The 19588-nt window shown below is 71.5% G+C and carries 21 protein-coding genes; 12 read left to right on the top strand and 9 right to left on the bottom strand.

Translation table 11 applies throughout. The features are described from left to right. Positions 1 to 76: 76 nt before the first annotated feature. The 3 genes from ACTMTJ_RS02625 to ACTMTJ_RS02635 all read left to right on the top strand — a co-directional run bounded on the left by ACTMTJ_RS02625 (position 77) and on the right by ACTMTJ_RS02635 (position 4498). Entirely contained in the window at positions 77 to 1687 is a 1611-nt protein-coding gene (locus tag ACTMTJ_RS02625; protein WP_441214372.1) for an MDR family MFS transporter, read from the top strand. 167 nt (positions 1688 to 1854) lie between these two features. After that, positions 1855 to 2859 carry an SIS domain-containing protein gene (locus ACTMTJ_RS02630; RefSeq protein ID WP_441214494.1) on the top strand — a complete coding sequence of 335 codons (1005 nt, stop codon included), beginning with the start codon at positions 1855 to 1857 and terminating at the stop codon, positions 2857 to 2859. A gap of 133 nt (positions 2860 to 2992) precedes the next feature. Further along, positions 2993 to 4498 carry a histidine kinase N-terminal domain-containing protein gene (locus ACTMTJ_RS02635; protein ID WP_441214373.1) on the top strand — a complete coding sequence of 502 codons (1506 nt, stop codon included), beginning with the start codon at positions 2993 to 2995 and terminating at the stop codon, positions 4496 to 4498. A 4-nt stretch (positions 4499 to 4502) separates the two neighbouring features. Here the strand turns inward: ACTMTJ_RS02635 and ACTMTJ_RS02640 are convergent, their stop codons facing one another. Further along, complete coding sequence (locus ACTMTJ_RS02640; RefSeq protein ID WP_441214374.1) at positions 4503 to 5279, bottom strand: hypothetical protein; 777 nt, start codon at positions 5277 to 5279, stop codon at positions 4503 to 4505. A 428-nt stretch (positions 5280 to 5707) separates the two neighbouring features. On the opposite strand from ACTMTJ_RS02640, the gene ACTMTJ_RS02645 reads away from it, so the two are divergent. The 4 genes from ACTMTJ_RS02645 to ACTMTJ_RS02660 are packed head-to-tail and all read left to right on the top strand — an operon-like array spanning position 5708 to position 9037. After that, positions 5708 to 7399 carry a nitrite/sulfite reductase gene (locus ACTMTJ_RS02645; protein ID WP_441214375.1) on the top strand — a complete coding sequence of 564 codons (1692 nt, stop codon included), beginning with the start codon at positions 5708 to 5710 and terminating at the stop codon, positions 7397 to 7399. Beyond that, a complete protein-coding gene (locus tag ACTMTJ_RS02650) occupies positions 7396 to 7557 on the top strand; it encodes a hypothetical protein (protein ID WP_441214376.1) in 162 nt (53 codons plus the stop codon). Before ACTMTJ_RS02645 ends, ACTMTJ_RS02650 begins: the two co-directional genes overlap by 4 nt. Continuing rightward, positions 7554 to 8291, top strand: a complete 738-nt coding sequence (locus ACTMTJ_RS02655) for a phosphoadenylyl-sulfate reductase (protein ID WP_441214377.1) — start codon at positions 7554 to 7556, stop codon at positions 8289 to 8291. The genes ACTMTJ_RS02650 and ACTMTJ_RS02655 overlap by 4 nt, the downstream gene beginning before the upstream one ends. Next, complete coding sequence (locus ACTMTJ_RS02660) at positions 8273 to 9037, top strand: sirohydrochlorin chelatase (protein ID WP_441214378.1); 765 nt, start codon at positions 8273 to 8275, stop codon at positions 9035 to 9037. The genes ACTMTJ_RS02655 and ACTMTJ_RS02660 overlap by 19 nt, the downstream gene beginning before the upstream one ends. 320 nt (positions 9038 to 9357) lie before the next feature. Here the strand turns inward: ACTMTJ_RS02660 and ACTMTJ_RS02665 are convergent, their stop codons facing one another. Beyond that, entirely contained in the window at positions 9358 to 9612 is a 255-nt protein-coding gene (locus tag ACTMTJ_RS02665) for a WhiB family transcriptional regulator (protein ID WP_173041450.1), read from the bottom strand. Positions 9613 to 10024: 412 nt separating this feature from the next. Beyond that, a complete protein-coding gene (locus ACTMTJ_RS02670; RefSeq protein WP_441214379.1) occupies positions 10025 to 10948 on the bottom strand; it encodes a diacylglycerol/lipid kinase family protein in 924 nt (307 codons plus the stop codon). Between ACTMTJ_RS02670 and ACTMTJ_RS02675 the strand changes: the two genes are divergently transcribed. After that, positions 10947 to 11375 (top strand): hypothetical protein, encoded by a 429-nt coding sequence (locus ACTMTJ_RS02675; RefSeq protein ID WP_441214380.1) that lies wholly within the window; start codon positions 10947 to 10949, stop codon positions 11373 to 11375. The genes ACTMTJ_RS02670 and ACTMTJ_RS02675 overlap by 2 nt on opposite strands. Before the next feature lie 83 nt (positions 11376 to 11458). Further along, a complete protein-coding gene (locus ACTMTJ_RS02680) occupies positions 11459 to 12163 on the top strand; it encodes a FadR/GntR family transcriptional regulator (RefSeq protein ID WP_441214381.1) in 705 nt (234 codons plus the stop codon). 57 nt (positions 12164 to 12220) lie between these two features. Here ACTMTJ_RS02680 and ACTMTJ_RS02685 read toward each other — a convergent pair whose 3' ends face one another. Genes ACTMTJ_RS02685 through sodN form a run of 3 tightly spaced genes read right to left on the bottom strand, consistent with a single transcriptional unit; the run spans position 12221 to position 13564 of the window. Next, a complete protein-coding gene (locus ACTMTJ_RS02685; protein WP_441214382.1) occupies positions 12221 to 12628 on the bottom strand; it encodes an ATP-binding protein in 408 nt (135 codons plus the stop codon). 22 nt (positions 12629 to 12650) lie between these two features. Then, positions 12651 to 13163 carry an N-acetyltransferase family protein gene (locus ACTMTJ_RS02690; protein ID WP_441214383.1) on the bottom strand — a complete coding sequence of 171 codons (513 nt, stop codon included), beginning with the start codon at positions 13161 to 13163 and terminating at the stop codon, positions 12651 to 12653. Then, on the bottom strand, positions 13160 to 13564 hold the full coding sequence (gene sodN, locus ACTMTJ_RS02695) for a superoxide dismutase, Ni (RefSeq protein WP_441214384.1): 405 nt from the start codon (positions 13562 to 13564) through the stop codon (positions 13160 to 13162). The genes ACTMTJ_RS02690 and sodN overlap by 4 nt, the downstream gene beginning before the upstream one ends. An 84-nt stretch (positions 13565 to 13648) precedes the next feature. Here sodN and ACTMTJ_RS02700 point away from each other — a divergent pair, with 84 nt between their 5' ends. The 3 genes from ACTMTJ_RS02700 to ACTMTJ_RS02710 all read left to right on the top strand — a co-directional run bounded on the left by ACTMTJ_RS02700 (position 13649) and on the right by ACTMTJ_RS02710 (position 16223). Further along, on the top strand, positions 13649 to 13960 hold the full coding sequence (locus ACTMTJ_RS02700) for a S24/S26 family peptidase (protein ID WP_441214385.1): 312 nt from the start codon (positions 13649 to 13651) through the stop codon (positions 13958 to 13960). Positions 13961 to 14070: 110 nt separating this feature from the next. Beyond that, positions 14071 to 15258, top strand: a complete 1188-nt coding sequence (locus ACTMTJ_RS02705) for an NAD(P)-dependent malic enzyme (protein WP_441214386.1) — start codon at positions 14071 to 14073, stop codon at positions 15256 to 15258. An 11-nt stretch (positions 15259 to 15269) separates the two neighbouring features. Then, positions 15270 to 16223, top strand: a complete 954-nt coding sequence (locus tag ACTMTJ_RS02710; protein WP_441214387.1) for a zinc-binding dehydrogenase — start codon at positions 15270 to 15272, stop codon at positions 16221 to 16223. Between the two features lie 127 nt (positions 16224 to 16350). Here the strand turns inward: ACTMTJ_RS02710 and ACTMTJ_RS02715 are convergent, their stop codons facing one another. The 3 genes from ACTMTJ_RS02715 to ACTMTJ_RS02725 all read right to left on the bottom strand — a co-directional run bounded on the left by ACTMTJ_RS02715 (position 16351) and on the right by ACTMTJ_RS02725 (position 19577). Further along, positions 16351 to 17265, bottom strand: coding sequence for an alpha/beta hydrolase family protein (locus tag ACTMTJ_RS02715; RefSeq protein WP_441214388.1), 915 nt, complete (start codon positions 17263 to 17265; stop codon positions 16351 to 16353). Next, entirely contained in the window at positions 17255 to 18070 is an 816-nt protein-coding gene (locus tag ACTMTJ_RS02720) for an NAD-dependent protein deacetylase (protein WP_441214495.1), read from the bottom strand. Before ACTMTJ_RS02720 ends, ACTMTJ_RS02715 begins: the two co-directional genes overlap by 11 nt. Positions 18071 to 18224: 154 nt before the next feature. Beyond that, entirely contained in the window at positions 18225 to 19577 is a 1353-nt protein-coding gene (locus tag ACTMTJ_RS02725) for an Hsp70 family protein (RefSeq protein WP_441214389.1), read from the bottom strand. Positions 19578 to 19588: the final 11 nt, after the last annotated feature.

Consider the following 19588-nt stretch of genomic DNA (forward strand, 5'->3'; position numbering starts at 1 on the left):
AGCGAACTTACTTGACGACCGGTTAGTTGGCAGCTTACCGTACGGCAAGTAAGGAATCTACCAGGGGGAGGGTGACATGACCGTCACAGATCAACCTTCAGTCACTCAGCCCAAGATCCGAGTCGTGTTGGTCGGTCTCATGATCGCGATGATGCTCGCGATGCTCGACAACATGATCGTCAGCACGTCGCTGCCGATCATCGTGCGCGAGTTCGACGGGCTCGACCACTTCACCTGGGTGGTCACGGCGTACGTGCTGGGCACCACCGTCTCCACCCCGATCTGGGGCAAGCTCGGCGACCTGTACGGGCGGAAGACGGTCTTCCTCACGTCGATCGTGATCTTCCTGATCGGCTCCGCGCTCTCCGGCATGGCCGGATCGAGCATGCTCGGCGGGCCCGAAGACGGGATGTTCGAGCTGATCGGCTTCCGGGCCGTGCAGGGTCTGGGCGCGGGCGGCCTGATCGTCGGTGTGATGGCGATCATCGGCGACCTTGTGCCACCCCGTGAGCGGGGTCGCTACCAGGGCATGATGGCCGGCGTCATGGCGATCGCGATGGTGGCCGGGCCGCTGCTCGGCGGGTTCATCGCGGACAACCTGTCGTGGCGGTGGGCGTTCTACATCAACCTGCCGCTGGGCGGTCTCGCGCTGCTCGTACTGATCACCCAGATGCATCTGCCGAAGTACCGGACCGAGCACAAGATCGACTGGGTGGGTGCCGGCCTGCTGTCCGTGGGCATCACCGCGCTCGTGCTGATCACCACGTGGGGTGGCAACGAGTACGAGTGGGACTCGCCGCAGATCTTCGGCCTGGTCGGGCTGGCGGCGGTGGCACTGGCGCTGTTCGCTCTCGTCGAGCGGCGCGCGGCCGAGCCGATCATCTCGCTGGGCCTGTTCAAAAACCGCAACTTCGCGCTCATCTCGGCGGTCGGTTTCCTGCTCGGCTTCGCGATGTTCGGCGCGATCAACTTCCTGCCGATCTTCCAGCAGTACGTGCAGGGGGCTTCCGCCACCGGCAGCGGCCTGCTCCTGCTCCCGCTGATGTTCGGCATGCTGACCGTCTCGATCCTGAGCGGCCGCACGATCACCCGCACCGGCCGTTACCGCGTCTACCCGATCGTCGGCGGCGTGCTCATGGCCATCGGCATGCTGCTGCTGACGATGCTGGACGCGCAGACCAGCCGGGTCGAGCTCGGTGCCTACCTGGTGGTGCTCGGCGCCGGCATGGGCTTCCTGATGCAGACGACGATGCTGATCGCGCAGAACAGCGTCGAGCAGCGCGACCTGGGCGCCGCCAGCGGTGCCGCGACGTTCTTCCGCTCGATCGGTGGCTCGTTCGGCGTGTCACTCTTCGGCGCGGTCTTCGCCACCCGCTTCCAGCACGAGCTCACCGACAAGCTGGGGGCACAGGCCGCCGCGCAGTTCAGCGACGGTGGAGGCGGTGCGGGCAGCTTCGACCCGGCCGTGCTCGCCGGCCTGCCGGCGGCGGCCCGCAACGGCCTGCTGACGAGCCTCGCCGACTCGATCGCCGGCGTGTTCTGGTGGGCCGTGGCGGTCGCGGTGCTGGTGCCGGTGCTGGCCTGGTTCGTGAAGGAGATCCCGCTGCGCGGCGCCCCCGAGGCGCCCGCGGCCACGCCCGAGGAGAAGGCCGAGCGCGCCCTGGCCGACGCGCCCGCGGTGCCGTAGAGCCCTCCCCGAGAAGGGCGCCCACCGGATGGTGGGCGCCCTTCGTCCATTGCGCGATGCGTTGTGTTTGAGCCTCCAACCGTGCAAGAATGAGCACCGAACGAGCAGCTTTGCGCACGCCCGGATTGGGCATCCAGGAGGTCATGGTGAGCACAGCGGGAGCGGGCATGGCCGCTGACATCGCGGAGCAGCCGGAGGTCTACGCGCGCCTGCTGGAGCCGGCCCACGCCGAGCCCATCGCCCGCGCCGCCGCGGTCATCGCCGAGCGCCGGCCGCGCCACATCGTGCTCACCGCACGCGGCACCTCCGACCACGCGGCGCTCTACGGGGCCTACCTGGCGGAGATCCGCCTCGGCCTCCCCGCGGGGCTGGCGTCGCCGAGCGCGGTGACCGTCTACGGCGCCCGGCCCGACCTGTCGCAGGCGCTGGTCATCGGCGTCAGCCAGAGCGGCGGCTCGCCCGACCTGACCGAGGTGGTGCGGGTGGCCCGCGAGTCCGGCGCCCTCACGCTTGCGATCACCAACAACCCCGACTCGCCGCTCGCCGCGGCCGCCGAGCTCTCCGTCGACGTGGCGGCGGGGCACGAGCGCGCGGTGGCGGCCACGAAGACGTACACCGCCGAGCTTTTGGCCCTGCTCCTGCTGGTGGAGAGCGTGCGCGCGGGCGGCGGCCGGCCACCCGCGGATCTGGCGGCCCTGCCCGACCTCGCGGCGCGCGTATTGGCCGACCCCACGCCGGAGACCGTCGCGGGCCGCTACAGGTTCGCGGCGCGCCTCGTCACGACCGGCCGGGGGTACGCGTATGCGACCGCCCGCGAGGCGGCCCTCAAGCTGATGGAGACGTCATACCTGCCGGCGCTCGCCTTCTCCGGCGCCGACCTGCTGCACGGGCCGCTGGCGATGACCGATCCCGACGTGCCGGTGCTGGCCGTCGTGGGCTCCGGGCCGGGCGGCACCGCGATGGGCGACGTGCTGGCCCGGCTGCGCGAGCGCAAGGCCGACGTGCTCACCGTGGGCGCCAACGGCGAGCTCGCGGTGCCCGACGTCGACGAGCGGCTCGCCCCGCTGCTCGACATCCTGCCCCTCCAGCGGCTGGCGCTGGCCCTCGCGCTCGCCCGCGGTGAAGACCCGGACGCACCGCGCGGCCTCAAGAAGGTGACCTCCACGCTCTAGAGCGTTTCGGAGTTGAGGTGGCCTGGCTCTGGATTCCTGCGTCGCGGTAGCTCGGATCTCGGTCTTTCGGATCGGGATTTCGTGGCCGCGCTCGTGGATGCCACCCCCAGCCGGAAAGCTCTAGAGTGCTGATGTGTCTACGCTGCGCGATCTGGTCGAAGAGCACACCTCGCTGAGCGAGGCTGACATCGACCACCTGCACCGGCTCGCCGGCGACTGGCAGCTGCTCTCCGACCTCTCCTTCGCCGACCTGCTGCTGTGGGTGCCGGTCAACGGGCACGAGTCGTTTCTGTGCGTGGCGCAGGTGCGGCCGACCACCGCCCCCACGGCCTACCAGGACGACCAGGTGGGACGCACGGTCGGCGGTCCGGAGGTGGCGCACCTGACGATCGCGTACCGGCAGGGGCGGATCTGGCGCGAGGGCGACCCGGTTTGGTATGGGGACACGCCCGCCCGCCACGAGGCGATCCCGGTGCGGCTGCGCGACGCCGAGGGGGAGCCGGGCGGCGTGATCGGGGTCGTGGGGCGCGACACCAACCTCTCGACCGCGCGCACGCCCAGCCAGCTCGAGCTCAACTATCTGACGACCGCCGACGACCTCGCGCAGATGATGGCCGACGGCACGTTTCCGCCGATCAGCCACCGCATCGAGACGACCTCCGCGCCGCGGGTGGGTGACGGGCTGATCCGGTTGGACGCGAGCGGCAAGGTGACCTACGCGAGCCCCAACGCACAGTCCGCCTTCCGCCGGCTGGGCTTCGCCTCCCATCTCGTCGGCGAAGACCTCGCCGCGCTCGCCGCGCGCCTGGCCGACGACCCGCTGGAGGGCACCGACGCCTCCGCCCGCATGCTCGCCGCGCTCGGTGGCGAGGCGCCGTCGCGTAAAGAGATCGAGGCGCGGGGTGCCACGGTGCTGACCCGCGCGCTCCCGCTCATGCCGGCCGGCGTGCCGATCGGTGCGCTGGTGCTGGTGCGCGACGTCACCGAGGTGCGCCGCCGCGACCGGGCCCTGGTGACCAAGGACGCCACGATTCGCGAGATCCACCACCGCGTGAAGAACAACCTCCAGACCGTCGCCGCCCTGCTGCGCCTCCAGGCCCGCCGGGTCGAGACGCCTTCCGCCAAGGCGGCGCTGGAGGAATCGGTGCGCCGGGTGGCCTCGATCGCGCTGGTACACGAGACGCTGTCGATGTCGAGCGACGAAGCGGTGGAGTTCGACGGCATCGTCGACCGGGTGGCCGCGGCCGCCGCCGAGGTGGGCACGACCGAGTCGAAGGTCTCGATGCGCCGCATGGGCACGTTCGGCGTGCTGCCCGCCGAGATGGCCACCTCGCTGGTGATGGTGCTCAACGAGCTGCTGATCAACGCGGTCGAGCACGGCTTCCCGGAGATCGACGGCGTGGGCGCGGTCGGCGAGGTGGTGGTCTCCGCCCACCGCCACCGCAAGGAGCTGCACGTCACCGTCGTCGACAACGGCACGGGGCTGCCGGAGGAGTTCGACGCCGAGCAGGGCGGGCGGCTGGGCCTCCAGATCGTGCGCGCGCTGGTCACCGGCGAGCTCAACGGCACGATCGAGCTGCGCGCCCGGTCAGAGGGAGGCACCGAGGCGGTGCTCGTGCTCCCCCTGACCAAGCGCTGAGGCATCAGCCTCCGGTCTTCAGACCTTCGAGCATCTCATCGAAGTCGATCACCTCAGCCGCCGGCGGCGCCTCGACGGTCGCCGACGTGCCGTACTCGACGTAGTCGACCGTCGTGTCGCTGACCGTGCCCATCACCACGTGCATGCGGCGCGGCTGGTACTTCTCGTCCACCCAGACGTCGGTCTTGACGTCCTTGACGCCAGCCTTGGCGATCTCCTTCTCGGCGGCCGCCTTCTTCGCGGGGTCGAGCTGGCCGAGGTACGCGGCGACCGGGTTGGTGACGGTGTAGTGGACGGTCTTCACACCGTCGATCGTCTCCTCACCGACCACGGTTACCGTGTCGGCGGCGAGCAGGGTCTTGACCTGCCGCACCGGGTCCATCTCGTCGAACTGCTTCGTGAACTCCGAACCCGACCCTCCGGCGGCCGCCGTCAGGTCCATCTTCATCCAGCTCTTGCCCTGCATCTCCGCCCGCTCGGCCTCGGGGATGGCGATGTAGAAGATCGGGCCGATCATCCGGATCGTCGTGGACTTTCCCGCGATCTGCATGGTGATCTCGGCCTTGGGGTCCTTGCCGTATCGCAGCACCCCCTGGCCGCTGAAGGCCTTGCCGTCGGCCTCGCCGTCCATCCTCAGCTTTACGGACTCGGCCTTGGTGGCGCTGTCCACCACCTTCTGAAGCGAACCCTTCGCGTCACTGACGAGCAGGGCGAGGACGTTCTGCTGCTGCGGCGCGTCAGGCGTGGTGGGGGTGGAGCCGCACGCGCCGAGCGCGATCACCGCCAGCGAGGCAATGACGAGTTTGGCAGCTTTTGTCGTAAATAGCACGGTATCTCCCCGTGAGATGGTCGAATGCGCGCGGATGCTACAACGGGCCGGCGCATGGACTCTTGTGCATTCGATGCTGGCGGCTGCTTGTTGCTTAGGTGTTACAAAGCACACTCCCGCCATCTGGGCCGCTGGTTGGCGGGCCGGGGTGGCTGTGAGAAGCTAACCCTCGTGACCGTTGCTGAGCGCCGTGCCGTGTCGCTGGGATTGACCTCCCGGCGCCACGTTGACTACGGCCGCGTGCGCAGCGCCATGTGTCGGGCTCACTGACGTCGCCCGATCTGATCTGTTCCCGGGCGCGTAGAGAGCGCCGGCCCTCAAGATCAGCGCCGTAGCCTCGCGCGTCCTTCCTAACGAAACGCACACGGAGGACGCCCAGGATGGCGGTCACAAGCTCGGAAGGCCGGCCGGCCGCACGCCCGCGCAAGGCGCGCGGCGAAGGGCAGTGGGCGCTGGGTCACCGCGAGCCGCTCAACCCCAACGAGCGGACCAAGAAGGACGACAACCCGCTCAACGTCCGCGCCCGGATCGAAAACATCTACGCGCACCGCGGCTTCGGCTCGATCGACCCGCAGGACCTGCGCGGGCGCTTTCGCTGGTGGGGGCTCTACACGCAGCGCAAGCCCGGGATCGACGGCGGCCGCACCGCCATCCTCGAGCCGCACGAGCTCGACGACGAGTACTTCATGTTGCGCGTGCGCGTCGACGGCGGTGCGCTCGACCTCGACCAGCTGCGCACGATCGCCACGATCTCCCAGGAGTTCGCGCGCGACACCGCCGACATCACCGACCGGCAAAACATCCAGCTCCACTGGATCCGGGTCGAAGACATGCCGGAGATCTGGCGCCGCCTGGAGGCGGTGGGGCTACAGACCACCGAGGCGTGCGGCGACTGCCCGCGGGTGGTGCTGGGCAGCCCGGTCGCGGGCATCTCGGCCGACGAAAAGCTCGACGCCACTCCCGCGATCGACGCGATCGTGGAACGCTTCGTGGGCGCCAAGGAGTTTTCCAACCTCCCGCGCAAGTTCAAGTCGTCGATCTCGTGGCTGGCCGACATGCCCTACGAGGTAAACGACATCTCCTTCCTCGGCGTTGACCACCCGGAGTACGGTCCGGGCTTCGACCTGTGGGTCGGCGGCGGCCTCTCGACCAACCCGATGCTCGCCCAGCGCCTCGGCGTGTGGGTGCCGATCGACGAGGTGCCGGAGGTGTGGGCCGGCGTGGTGAGCATCTTCCGCGACTACGGCTACCGCCGGCTGCGCCACCGCGCCCGGCTCAAGTTCCTGGTCGCCGACTGGGGCGTGGAGCGGTTCCGCGAGGTGCTGGAGAAGGAGTACCTCGGCCGCACGCTGCTCGACGGGCCGGCGCCGCAGCTCCCCGAAAAGCCGATCGACCACATCGGCGTGCACCGGCAGGCCGACGGCCGCTTCTACGTCGGCGCCGCGCCGGTGGTGGGTCGCACGTCCGGCACCCAGCTCGCCCAGCTCGCCGACACCGTCGAGGCGCACGGGAGCGGGCGGGTGCGGCTCACGCCGTACCAGAAGCTGCTAGTGCTCGACGTCGCGCAAGGTCGGGTCGACTCGCTGGTGGCCGCGTTGCGGGCGATCGGTCTCGAGGCCCAGCCGTCGACCTGGCGGCGCGGCACGATGGCATGCACCGGCATCGAGTTCTGCAAGCTGGCGATCGTCGAGACCAAGCGGCGCGGCGAGGAGCTCGTCGCCCGCCTCGAAGAGCGCCTGGGCGAGATGGACGTCGACATCTCCATCCACATCAATGGCTGCCCCAACGCCTGCGCTCGCACCCAGACCGCCGACATCGGCCTCAAGGGCCAGATCGTGATGGGTCCGGACGGGCAGCAGGTGGAGGGCTACCAGGTCCACCTCGGCGGTGGTCTCGGCATGGCCGAGGGCCAGAAGGCCGGGTTCGGGCGCAAGCTCCGCGGTCTCAAGACCACCGCGGACGAGCTCCCCGAGTACGTGGAACGCCTGGCCCGTCGCTACCTGGACAGCCGCACCGACGGCGAGGCGTTCGCCAGCTGGGTCATGAGGGTCGAAGAGGAGGCACTCCGATGAGTTCTGAGTCTCGCGCCGCACCCCTTTACTGCCCGTACTGCGGAGAAGAAGACCTGCGCCCGTCCGAGGAGGGGCACGGCACGTGGGAGTGCCGCGGCTGTGCGCGCGCCTTCTCCGTCAAGTTCATCGGATTGGTGCGAAAGGCGGTGGCACGGTGAGCCCGGTAAACGCGGTGGGCTTGGGCCTTCTCAGCCCGGCCCGCGACCGCTCGGCCGAGCTGCGTTCCCTCGCGGAGGACGCCGCGGTCGCGCTCGAAGGCGCGCCGGCCGAGGAGATCGCCCGGTGGGCGGCCGAGACGTTCGGCGACCGGTTCTGCGTGACGAGCTCGATGGCCGACGCGGTGCTGGCCCACGTGGTGTCCCGGGTGGCGCCCGGCGTCGACGTGATCTTCCTCGACACCGGCCTGCACTTCCCCGAGACGCTCAAGGTGCGCGACACCGTGGCCGCCACGATGCCGGTCAACGTGCGCTCGATCCGTCCGCGGCTGACCGTCGGCCAGCAAGACGGTGAGTACGGGCCGCGCCTGTTCAACAAGAGCCCCGACGACTGCTGCTTCCTCCGCAAGGTCGAGCCGCTGGAGCGGGCGCTCGCCGACTACGACGCGTGGGCCGCCGGGCTGCGCCGCGACGAGTCACCCACCCGGGCCAACACGCCGGTGGTGGCGTTCGACGCCAAGCGCGGCAAGGTCAAGGTCAACCCCATCGCGGCGTGGAGCCAGGCCGATGTCGAGGCCTACATCTCCCGGTGGAACGTGCCGGTCAACGAGCTCTTCAAGAAGGGGTTCACCTCGATCGGCTGCTGGCCGTGCACCCGGCGCACCAAGGCCGGCGAAGACCCGCGGGCCGGCCGGTGGGCGATGTTCGAAAAGACCGAGTGCGGCCTGCACACGTGACGCCGATCCTCCTGGTGGTGCACGGCAGCCGCGATCCGCGGGCGGCGCGGGCGACCCGTGCCCTCGTCCGCGCGGTCGCGGCGGCCCGCCCGGGTGTCGACGTGCGCGCCTCGTACCTCGACCACACGCTGCCCCGCCCGGGGCAGGTGCTGAGCGGGCTCGAGGCGGCCGGCCACCACCGGGTGACGCTGGTACCGCTGCTGCTCACCGCGGCGTTCCACGGGCGGGTCGACGTGCCCGAGGTGCTGCGCGCCGCCCGCGCCGCCGGCCTGCGCGTCCCGGTCGCGGTGGCCGACGTGCTGGGCCCGTCCGCCGGTGACCCGGTCGACGACTCGCTGCTGGCCGGGTTGCGGCGCCGGCTCGCCGCCGCGGGCTCCGGCTTCGACGCCGTGGTGCTGGCCGCGGCCGGCACCCGCGACGCCGCCGCGCGGCAGACCGTGGTGCGGGCCGCGAGCGCGCTCGGCGAGTCGCTGGGCGTGCCGGCGACGGTCGCGTACGCCTCGGCCGCGTCCCCCACCGGCGCCGAAGCGGTGGCGGAGCTGCGCGCGGCCGGTGCCGAGCGGATCGGCGTGGCGGCCTACTTCCTGGCGCCGGGGCTGCTCTACGACACCGTCGTCACGTCCGCTCTCGACGCCGGTGCGGTGGCGGCGGCGCAGCCCTTGGAGGGCGCGTTCGAGCTCGCTCGGCTGGTGCTCGCGCGGGCCGACGCGGCGGATCTGCCCGCCGGCGTCGCGGCTGCCGCCTGAGCCCTGTATCAGGGCGCGACCGGTGGGCTCCTAATCCCCAGAGGGACGCCCTGACCGCGCCTCTGGGCGTCTTTCTCGCGCGCGGGATGGTCGGGGGCGTCCCGCGCACAGCGTGGCCGGCCCGGAGCGTCTCAGGGCACGGTCCGGGGCGACCGGGGGGCGTCCTGGGCGGGTGCCGGGGGGACTGCGGCGTCGAGGGCCGGCCGCGTGCGGCGCGAAACGTACGGCGCGCGAGGAAAAGGTGATCCCGGGGACAGCAAAACGCCCCGGATGGCCTGGAGCCCGGGGCGTTTGATGCTGTGTGTGGTGCTGTGTTTTTGTCAGGCGGAGTGAGCGCGGACCCGCAGGCCGCCGCGACGCTTGACGGCGCGCCGCTCCTCTTCGCTCATCCCGCCCCAGACGCCGGCGTCCTGACCGGAGTCGAGGGCCCACTGGAGGCACTCGTCGGTCACGGAGCAGCGCCGGCAGACGGCCTTCGCCTGCTCGACTTGCAGGAGTGCCGGGCCGGACGTCCCAATCGGGAAGAACAGCTCCGGGTCCTCGTCGCGGCAGACAGCATGGTGGCGCCAGTCCATGGCGGCAACACTCCTCGTTCTGGATCGGTGGCAATTAATGCGGTGGAACTCTATTTGCGTCCGCGGTGTCGATCGCGACTTTGCGCACTCATCCGATCGGCAGCGCGTTAGCAGGCTTTGGGACCGGTCTGGCTGCGTGAACTTGCCACACGGCGGGCATGCCCGCGCAACTTCCCGGTAACTCGTTTCGCTTGTGAATACTTTCACGAACTCCCGCGATGTCAAGGGGGACGCTCGGAAAAAATCTGAGCGGGTGAGCAAGCCCACAACCCCTTTGTCCGGATTTTGACCCTGGGTCAGCACCCGGTGTGCGACAGTCACCAGTCAATGTAGTACAGTCCGCGCCGCATTGCCGACATTTCCGGCGTACTCCCTGGGGTGGATGTGCCCGCCGCGACGCGCGTGGTGCCCCTCAGCAGATTACGCGCAGTGCGCTGGGAACGCTCGTGAAGCGGACTTTTTCCCGCTCGCCGAGATAGTCGCCATCCAGCTGGAACGCCTGCGGACGGTCCGAGACCAGGGAAAACTCCGCGACGTCGTGCAGCCGCACCACCTGCGACCCGTGCGGCTCGCGATGCCGGGACAGGAGCTGAGTCACGGTCCGTGTTGTGCTAGGCACGCGCAGTCGGCGCAGGGCGAGCACGTCGAGACCGAGGTCGAAGGACGAGTCGGGGTTGGGGTTGATCGCCCGGTCGCCGAGGAACGTCCAGGGCGCGGTGTTTTGGATGATGACGGTCGATAGCTCGCCCTCGGCCGTCTCGCCCGGCTGCTCCAATGTGATCGCCGGATGCCGCCGGTCCATAGCCGTGAAGTATTGGGTGACCGCGGATCGCATATAAAGGGCGGGAGTGGAGGTGCGCCCGCGCAGCCGAGCCTGCTCGACCCGCCGCACCACCGAGGCGTCCAGCCCCAGCCCCGCGCAGAACGTGAAGTATCGGTCGTCGGCGCGACCCAGCCCGATCGTCCGCACCCGGCCGGCGTGCAGCGCCTCCAGGATCACGCTCGCGCCCTCGGCCCAGCCCTTGGGGAGCCCGAGCGCGCGGGCGAACACGTTCGTCGAGCCACCGGGCACCACCGCCAGCGCGGGGCGGGTCTCCGCCGGCGCGCCGGCCATCAGGCCGTTGACCGCCTCGTTGACCGTGCCGTCGCCGCCGAGCGTGAAGAGCACGTCGACGCCGCCGGCGGCCGCCTCCTGGGCGAGCGTGGTGGCATGGCCGCGCCGCCGCGTGAGCGCCACCGTCAGGTCGAACTCGCTGCGGAGCGCCCGCACCAGCACGTCCCGCGCGCGCTCGCTCGTGGTGGTCGCCTTGGGGTTGACGACCAGTAACGCCCGCATGGGCGGCACTGTACTCGCTGGCGAGTATCGTGTGCGCGTGATCCAGGACTCCCCGGCGCTCCCCGGCACGCTGCGCTGGGCGGTGTGGCTGCTGGTCGGCGAGGCGGCCGCGGTCGCGCTCGTCGCCGCCTATCTGGTGTACGAGGACCTGACCGGCACGGCGAACGACATGGTCGTAGCCCTGATGGTGACCCTGTTCGCGGCCGCCGGCGCCGCGGCGCTCTTCCTGCTGGCACGGGCGCTCGGCAACCGCCGCGCGGGCGCGCGCGGGCCGGCCATCGTGCTCCAGCTGATGCTGCTGCCGATCGGCTACTTCATGATCCAGGGCGGGCTCGCGTGGGCCGGCGTCCCGATCATCGTGATCGCCGTGGCGGTGGGCACGCTCCTGGTCACCCCATCGAGTACCAAAGCGCTCGGTCTGGGCTGAACACGACACCCGAACGGATGGCTTCGCCACCGTTTGCGCCTCCCCACCCCTAAAGTGAGTCGCCGAGCGAACCAGGAGGCTCAGTGGGCATAGAGGGGGCAGTGCGGCCGCCGGCGTACCAGACGCTCGCGGAGGATCTCCGTGCGGAGATCACGTCGGGGCGGCTCCAGCCGGGCGAGCGGCTGCCGACCGAGCCGCAGCTGTGCGCCCGTTCCGGGGTGAGCCGCAGCACCGTGCGCGAAGCCCTCCGCCTGCTTGCCAGCCAGCACCTCATCGTGACCACCCGGGGCGTGACCGGGGGCAGCTTCGTCGCCCACCCGAGCCCGGAAAACCTCTCCGACACGCTCTCCACCGGGCTCAACCTGCTGCTCAGCACGTCTACCGCCGGCCTCTGTGACCTGCTGGAGGTACGCGAGTCGCTGGAGGTGCCGGCCGCGGCGCAGGCGGCCCGGCGGCGCAGCGAGGAGCACGTGGCCCACCTGGAGGCGGCGCTCTTCGACCCGGAGGTGGCCGACGTGCCGGCGATGCTGGCCGGCCACCGGGCGTTTCACGCCGCGCTTGTCGCCGCCACCGGCAACCCGCTCTTCGAGCTGCTCTGCCGGCCGCTCTACCAGGTGTCGAACGAGCGGGAGGTGGCCGCGACGGCACCGGCCGGCTTCTGGCACCAGGTCGATGCCGACCACCGCGAGCTGCTGCGCTGCGTCAAGGCGCGGGACACCGACGGCGCGGCGAAGGTCGCCCGCGAGCACATCACGTTTATCCGGGGAGCGCTGGCCCCCAGCCGCTAGGGCCACCGCCCAACCGCCACGGCGACCGGCAAACCGCTAGGGCGACCCGGCGGATCGCTACGGCGACCGGCGGGTCAGCAGGCGGATCGAGGCCCGGTCGCCTTCCACCGTGGCGGACGCGGCGGTGGTCAGCGCGGTGAGCACCTTCCACGCGAACGAGGACTCGGCCGGCAGCCGCGCGCCCCGCACGGTGTTGACCGCCACCTCCACGCTCAGCGCGTCGTCGGTGACCGAGAAACGGCACTCGAGCTCGGCCCCACGGCTGGCGACCGCCAGGAGCATCGCGCACGCCTCGTCGACCGCGATCCGCAGGTCTTCGATCTCGTCGAGCGCGAAGTGCAGGCGCGCGGCCAGGCCGGCCGTCGCCGTGCGCAGCACCCCCAGGTAGCCGACGTCGGCCGGCACGGTGAGCAACACGACGTCGTCTTCGATCACCGGCTCCACATGCACTGTCAGCTGACTCACCCCGCCCAGCGACTCTACCGGCTCAGGGCCGTTCGGCGGGCTCCCGCATGGCCAGTTTGTGGAGCGCTTCCCCGGAGAGCCGGTACGGGATCCACTCGTCCATCGCCGCCGCGCCGAGCGCGCCGTAGAAGTCGCGGGCCGGGTTCCAGTGCAGCACCCACCAGTCGAGGCGCTGGTACCCCCGGTCTACGCAGATCCGCGCGAGGGTGGTGAGCAGTAGCCGGCCGGCCCCGGTGCCGCGGGCCGCCGGGCGGACGTAGAGGTCCTCCAGGTGGATACCGTGCACGCCTTCCCAGGTGGAGAAGTTGAGGAACCACAGCGCGTACCCGATGATCTCGCCGCCGGCATCGACCGCGACGTGGCCGAAGAGTGCCGGCTGGGCCGCGAAAAGGGCGGCGTGGAGCTGGGGCTCGGTGAGGTGGCACTGCTCGGGCGCCCGCTCGAACTCGGCCAGCTCGTGGACCATGGCGACGACGGCCGGCACGTCCTCGCGGCGTGCCGGCCGTATCGTGGCCTCGGAGGGAGCGGGCGTCACGCCTGCTTGGTCTCCCAGAAGATCTTGGAGATCTCCTCGATCTTGCTCAGCAGCTCGTCGGCCTTGGCCGGGTCGGCCGAACCCTTGGCGCCGGCGGCGCCCGCGAGCTTGGTGGCCTCGTTGAAGAGCTGGTGCAGGTGCGGGTACTTCTCGAAGTGCGGCGGCTTGAAGTAGTCGGTCCACAGCACCCACAGGTGGTGCTTGACCAGCTCGGCGCGTTGCTCCTTGATGATCAGAGCCCGCGTGCGGAATTCGGCGTCGGTGTTCGCCTGGTACTTTTCGGCGATTGCTTTCACCGACTCGGCCTCGATCCGTGCCTGCGCCGGATCGTAGACGCCACACGGCAGATCGCAGTGGGCGCTTACCACCGTGCGCGGAGCAAGGATGCGCGAAAGTCGCATAAGGACCCTCCATGACGTTTGCGATGATCCGGGAAAGACCCTACTCCTCGTCCGACTGCCCCATGTGCGAGAGGTGAAACACACATGCCGTTCGCCGTTCTCGTGCGTGGCCCGTCGATGGTGCCGACGTTGCGCGACGGCGACGCGCTGATCGTGCGCCGCGGCGGCCGCGCGGTGCGGCCGGGTGACGTCGTGGTGGCGAGGTTCCGGACCCGCCCCGACCTGCTCGTCGTCAAACGCGCGGTCCGCGCACAGGACGGCGGTTGGTGGGTACACGGAGACAACGAGCTGGTCACGGATGATTCCCGGGCTTACGGGGTAGCAGACGTACTGGGTCGGGTGGTGCTGCGCTACTGGCCCCGTCCGGGGTTTATGCTCAAGTTTCGGACCGGGTGACCCCCGCACCGCGCACCGCCCCTCGTGCACTCACCGTCGCGTGCACAGCCGGCGGGCCGAAGCGTTCGCCGCCCAGGGCGGGCGAGGTAACAACGTTGGGGAGTCACCGCATGTCTTCGTCCTCTTTGGATCGCAGGTTCGCGAGCGATCCCGTTTTCGAGCTCCATCACGGCGGCAAGATGGCCGTCACCGCCACCGTGCCGCTGACCAGCCGCGAAGACCTCTCGCTGGCGTACACCCCAGGAGTGGCCCGGGTGTGCGAGGCGATCGCGGCGGAGCCGGACCTGGCCGCCGACTACACCTGGACCGGCCACACGGTGGCGGTCGTGACCGACGGGACCGCCGTGCTGGGCCTGGGCAACATCGGGCCGGCGGCCGCGATGCCGGTCATGGAGGGCAAGGCGGTGCTGTTCAAGCAGTTCGGCGGCGTCGACGCGGTGCCGATCTGCCTCGACACGCAAGACGTCGACCAGATCATCTCCGTGGTCACCGCGCTGGCGCCGTCGTTCGGCGGGATCAACCTGGAGGACATCTCCGCGCCCCGGTGCTTCGAGATCGAGCGGCGGCTCGACGAGGCGCTGCCGATCCCGGTCTTCCACGACGACCAGCACGGCACGGCGATCGTCGTGCTCGCCGCCCTGCGCAACGCGATCACGTTGCTCGACCGCAAGATGGACGACCTGCGGGTGGTCGTGAGCGGTGCGGGCGCGGCCGGTGTCGCGGTCACCAAGATGCTGATCGCCGGTGGCGTCGACGCCGCCGAGGTGGTCGTCGTCGACTCGCGCGGCATCATCCACGGCGGACGGAGCGACCTCACCCCGGTGAAGGCGGAGCTGGCCGCCATGACAAACGGAAACGGACTGTCCGGTGGCATCGCCGACGCGCTCGCCGGTGCCGACGTGCTGATCGGCGTCTCCGGTGGCCAGATCCCGGAGGAGGCGGTGGCCGGCATGGCGCCGGAGGCGATCGTCTTCGCGCTCGCCAACCCGACGCCCGAGGTGCACCCCGACGTCGCCTCCCGGCACGCGGCGCTGGTCGCGACCGGCCGCAGCGACTTCCCCAACCAGATCAACAACGTGCTCGCGTTCCCCGGCGTCTTCCGCGGCGCCCTTGACGCGCGGGCGACGACGGTCACCGACGGCATGAAGGTGGCCGCCGCGGACGCGATCGCCGGCGTGGTTGCCGACGCCCTCCGCGCCGACGCGATCGTGCCCTCGCCGCTCGACCCGCGGGTGGCGCCCGCGGTAGCGGCCGCGGTGACCGAGGCGGCGCGCCGCGACGGCGTGGCCAGGCGGTAACGTCTGGCCGTATGCGCGCTGCGTACGCCTCTGGATTCGACGACGACAACCCGCTCGCCGCGCTGGAGGTGGGCGAGCGGCCCGAGCCGGCGCCGCCCGGCCCGGATTGGGTGACGGTCGAGGTCAGGGCCAGCTCGCTCAACCACCACGACCTCTGGTCATTGCGCGGCGTCGGGCTCTCCGCCCAGCAGCTGCCGATGATCCTCGGCTGCGACGCCGCCGGCGTCGACCCGTCCGGTGCCGAGGTGGTCGTGTACCCGGTGGTTGCCGACCCGGGCGACCCGCGCGGCTACTCGATCCTCTCCGAGCGCCATCCCGGCACGCTCGCCGAGCGGGTCGCCGTCCCCCGCGCCAACCTCGTGCCCAAGCCGGCGGGCGTGTCCTTCGCGGACGCCGCGTGCCTGCCGACCGCGTGGCTCACCGCGTACCGCATGCTCACCACCCGCGGGCGGGTCGACGAGGGTGAGGCCGTGCTCGTGCAGGGCGCCGGTGGTGGCGTGGCGACCGCCGCAGTGGTACTGGCCGCCGCGCTCGGCAAGCGGGTGTACGCCACGAGCCGCGACGCCGAAAAGCGCGAGCGGATCGCCGAGCTCGGCGCGACCGCGCTGGAGCCGGGTGCCCGCCTGCCCGAGCGGGTCGACGTGGTGATCGAGACGGTAGGCGCGGCGACGTTCGACCACTCGCTCAAGTCGGCCGCGCCGGGCGCCCGCATCGTGGTCTCCGGCGCGACCTCCGGTCACGAGCCGAAGGTCAACCTCCGCCGCCTCTTCGCGATGCAGCTGGAGATCATCGGCACCTCGATGGGCACGCCGGAGGAGCTGGCCGGCCTGCTCGCCCTCTGCCAGGAGCGCGGCATCCGCCCGGTGATCGACGGCGTCTTCCCGTTCTCCGATGTGGAGGGTGCGTTCGCCCGCCTGCACTCCGGCGACGTCTTCGGCAAGGTCGTCGTCGACCACACCCGATAGAAGATGTTTCCCGGGTCCGCGTCAGCGGCGGACCGCCGCTCCCGCCGGAGACCGCGGCGGTCGGCGGCTCGCCAGGGCTCGCCGAAACCCCCGACCCCCGCTGCCAGGCCCGCGCGACAAGCCCAACCTAGAGCTGGTCGTCGAGGCGACCGAGGCCGGCCGACGTCGCGTCCTCGGGCAGGCGGCGCTTGGCGTCCGCGTCGCCGTATAGCGACCAGCGCCAGAAGTCGAGCGTCGAGTCGGCCACCACGTCGAACGCCCGGTTGCCCTCGCGCAGCAACGACTGGCCGTGGTCGCCGTCGGGCAGGGTGAGGAGCGCCTTGGGCCACGGCACGCTGTCGTAGGCGGCCTTGCCGGAGGCGTACGAGACGACCGAGTCGCGCTGGCCGTGCACGAACAGCAGCGGCGCCGGCGGGCCGGTGAAGCCCAGCCCCATGCCGAGCCCGCTGCCGGAGAGCACTACGCCGGCGTCGAGCCGCTCGTCGCGGGCCACGCTGAAGAGGCCAATGGTGGTGATGCCACCCGCGGAGTGGCCGGCCGCGGCGAGGCGGTCGGTAGCGAGGCGCCCGCGCAGGGCGTCGCCGGAGCGCCGGTCGAGCTTGAGGACCTCGGTGAGCACGTACGTGGCGTCGGCCGGCTGGTTGATCACGTCGAGGGCGTCGACGCGCGCCACGCCGCGGCTCGTGTGCGGGTACGCGGGCGCGGCGACCACGAACCCCGCCGACGCCCAGTGCTCCAGCAGCGGCGCGTAGTCGGCGGGGCGGCCGGTCAGCCCGTGGCTGAAGAGGATGACCGGAAAGCGGCCGGCGCCGGCGTCCGGGTACCAGATCGTCACCGGCAGCGGTCGGTCGGCGCCCCGGCTGAGCCGCAGTTGGCGGGTGTCGACGTCGAAGGTCTGTGCGGGCGCCCGGCCGGTCTGCTCGGGAGCGGGCGCGGAAGTGGCCTTCGGCGTGGGCGCCGCGGTGGTGCTGACCGGCGTGGGCAGGGACACCGAGCAGCCGGCGAGCAGCAGGACGGAGGCGGCGGCGACGCTAGCGCGCAACGACGCCTCCCGCGCCCACCAGCCGCACCAGGTCGGGCAGCACCGCGCCGAGCGGCGCGTCGAGCGTGAGCGCCGCGTACGGGTCGCCGCGGGTCGCCCCGCGGTTGACGATCGCCACGGGGATGCCCAGCTTCGCCGCTCGCAGCACGAACCGCCGCCCGGACATCACGGTCAACGACGACCCGAGCACCAGCAGCAGCCGGGCGCTCTCCACCAGCGCGAAGCTCGCGTCGACCCGCGGCCGGGGCACGGTCTCGCCGAAGAAGACCACGTCGGGTTTGAGCGTGCCGCGCCCGCAGGCCCGGCAGCCCACCAGGCGAAACCGCTCCACCGCGCCGTCCGGCAGGTCGACGTCTCCGTCCGGGTTGACGGCGATCACCTGGGCGTGAAACTCCGGGTTGACCAGGCGCAGCCGGCGATCGAGGTCGTCTCGGGCGGTGCCGTCTCCGCAGTCGAGGCAGACCACCCGGTCGAGGTTGCCGTGCAGCTCGATCACCTCGGCGCACCCGCCGGACTGGTGCAGGCCGTCGACGTTTTGTGTGATCACGCCGCGGAGCAGCCCACCCGCGTGGAGGTCGGCGACCGCGTGGTGCCCGGAGTTGGGCTCGGCGCGGGCGATCGTCCGCCAGCCCAGGTGGCTACGCGCCCAGTAGCGCCGGCGCGCGACCGGGTCGCGGGTGAACATCTGGTAGGTCATCGGCGCGTGCCGCGTCTGCACGCCGTCCGGCCCGCGGTAGTCCGGAATGCCGGAGTCGGTGGAGATGCCCGCCCCGGTGAGGACGGCGACACCACCCTCCGCAACCATCTCCGCCAGCCGCTCGGTCCCGTCGATCACCCATCCATGGTGCCTCAGCCGCCGGACGGCGAGGCCGGCACGCTGAGGGTGAACGGGATCTCGGTCGTGTTCGCGGCGGTTATCCGCTCGTTGTCAAATGTCGGCGCGCTGGCTGTCCGCCATTTCAACGGCCGAACTGTTCGGCGACCACCTGCCCGAGCAGCAGGACGCAGGCCAGGAGCGCGAGGATGAGCACGGTCGCGGCGACCGGCCTTCGGCGCCGCGGGGAGGAAGCAGGCACCGCCCGGGTCGGCGGAAACAGCGGTGGGTGGCCGGGCAACGGCGGTGACGCGGAGAAGCTGGGCGGCGCGGGCGCGGCGGCCGGTGACGTGGGCCGGATCGGCTGTGGTGTCTCGGGACCGCCCCCGGCCGGGGCGGACACGGGGGGCACCGGGCGGACCGGCGCCGCGGCGGGCAGGCTGCCCAGCGCGACGACCAGCTCCGGATCCTCGACCAGCGTGGGTGACACACCGACCCGCTGGTGTAGCAGCGTGCCGGCCAGCGGGATCCGGCTGGACCCGCCGACTGGGAAGACCCCGCCCACCTCGTGCGGGCGTACCCCGGCCCGTTGCAGCGCCGCCATGGTCAGGTCGACGGTCCGCTCGACGTAGGGCCGGGCCATCCGCTCGAACTCTTCCCGCGTCAGGTGGGTGTCGACGTCGAACAGCGGGACGTGGATGGCGGCCGACGAGCTGCGCGACAGCTGCTCCTTCGCGGATCGGGCGTCGGCCCAGAACATGAGGTGCCGCCGCCGCGCCAGGTCGTCCGCCGGACGCACCAGGCGGCGCCAGCGGTCGGGGTCGCTCGCGCCGACTGTTCGCGACAGGTGCTCGACGATCGCGGCGTCGAGATCCAGGCCGCCCAGGTCGGTGAGGCCGTCGGTGGCGAGGATCTCCCAGTCGTCACCGGCGCGCCGCAGCACGGTGGTGTCGAACGTGCCGCCGCCGAAGTCGTACACCACCAGCGCGCCGCCGGAAGGCACCGTGTGCCCGAGGTCCCGGGTGAAGTACCCCGCCGCCGCGACCGGCTCGGCGATCAGCGTGACCGCCGGCACGCCGGCGCGTGCGGCGGCCTCGGCCAGCACCCCCTTGCGGCTGGCCGCCCAGTTGGCCGGGTAGGTCAGCACCGTCTCGGCCGGCATCGCGCCGGCAACGCGGGACGCCTCGTCGACGACGCGGCGCAGCACCGCGGCGATCACATCCGGCACCTGGTACTCGCGGGAGCCGAGCAGGATCACCCCGTCGTCGACGCTTCGCTTCGGGTTGGGCTCGAAGCTCGCCGGGTCGAGTCGCGCGCTGCGCTCCGCGTCGCGGCCCACGAGCAGCCGGCCGTCGGTTTCGGCGTACACGGCGGACGGCAGCAGGAAGCTCGACTCGAACTGAAGCGGCCGGCCCGGCCCGGCCGGGCTGGAGAGCGCGGCCACGGTGTGGGACGTGCCGAAGTCGACGCCGAGAACCACGCCGGATCGCCCTGCCACGGCCCACACCG

It is taken from the genome of Phytohabitans sp. LJ34 (assembly GCF_052068095.1).
GTDB lineage: Bacteria > Actinomycetota > Actinomycetes > Mycobacteriales > Micromonosporaceae > Phytohabitans.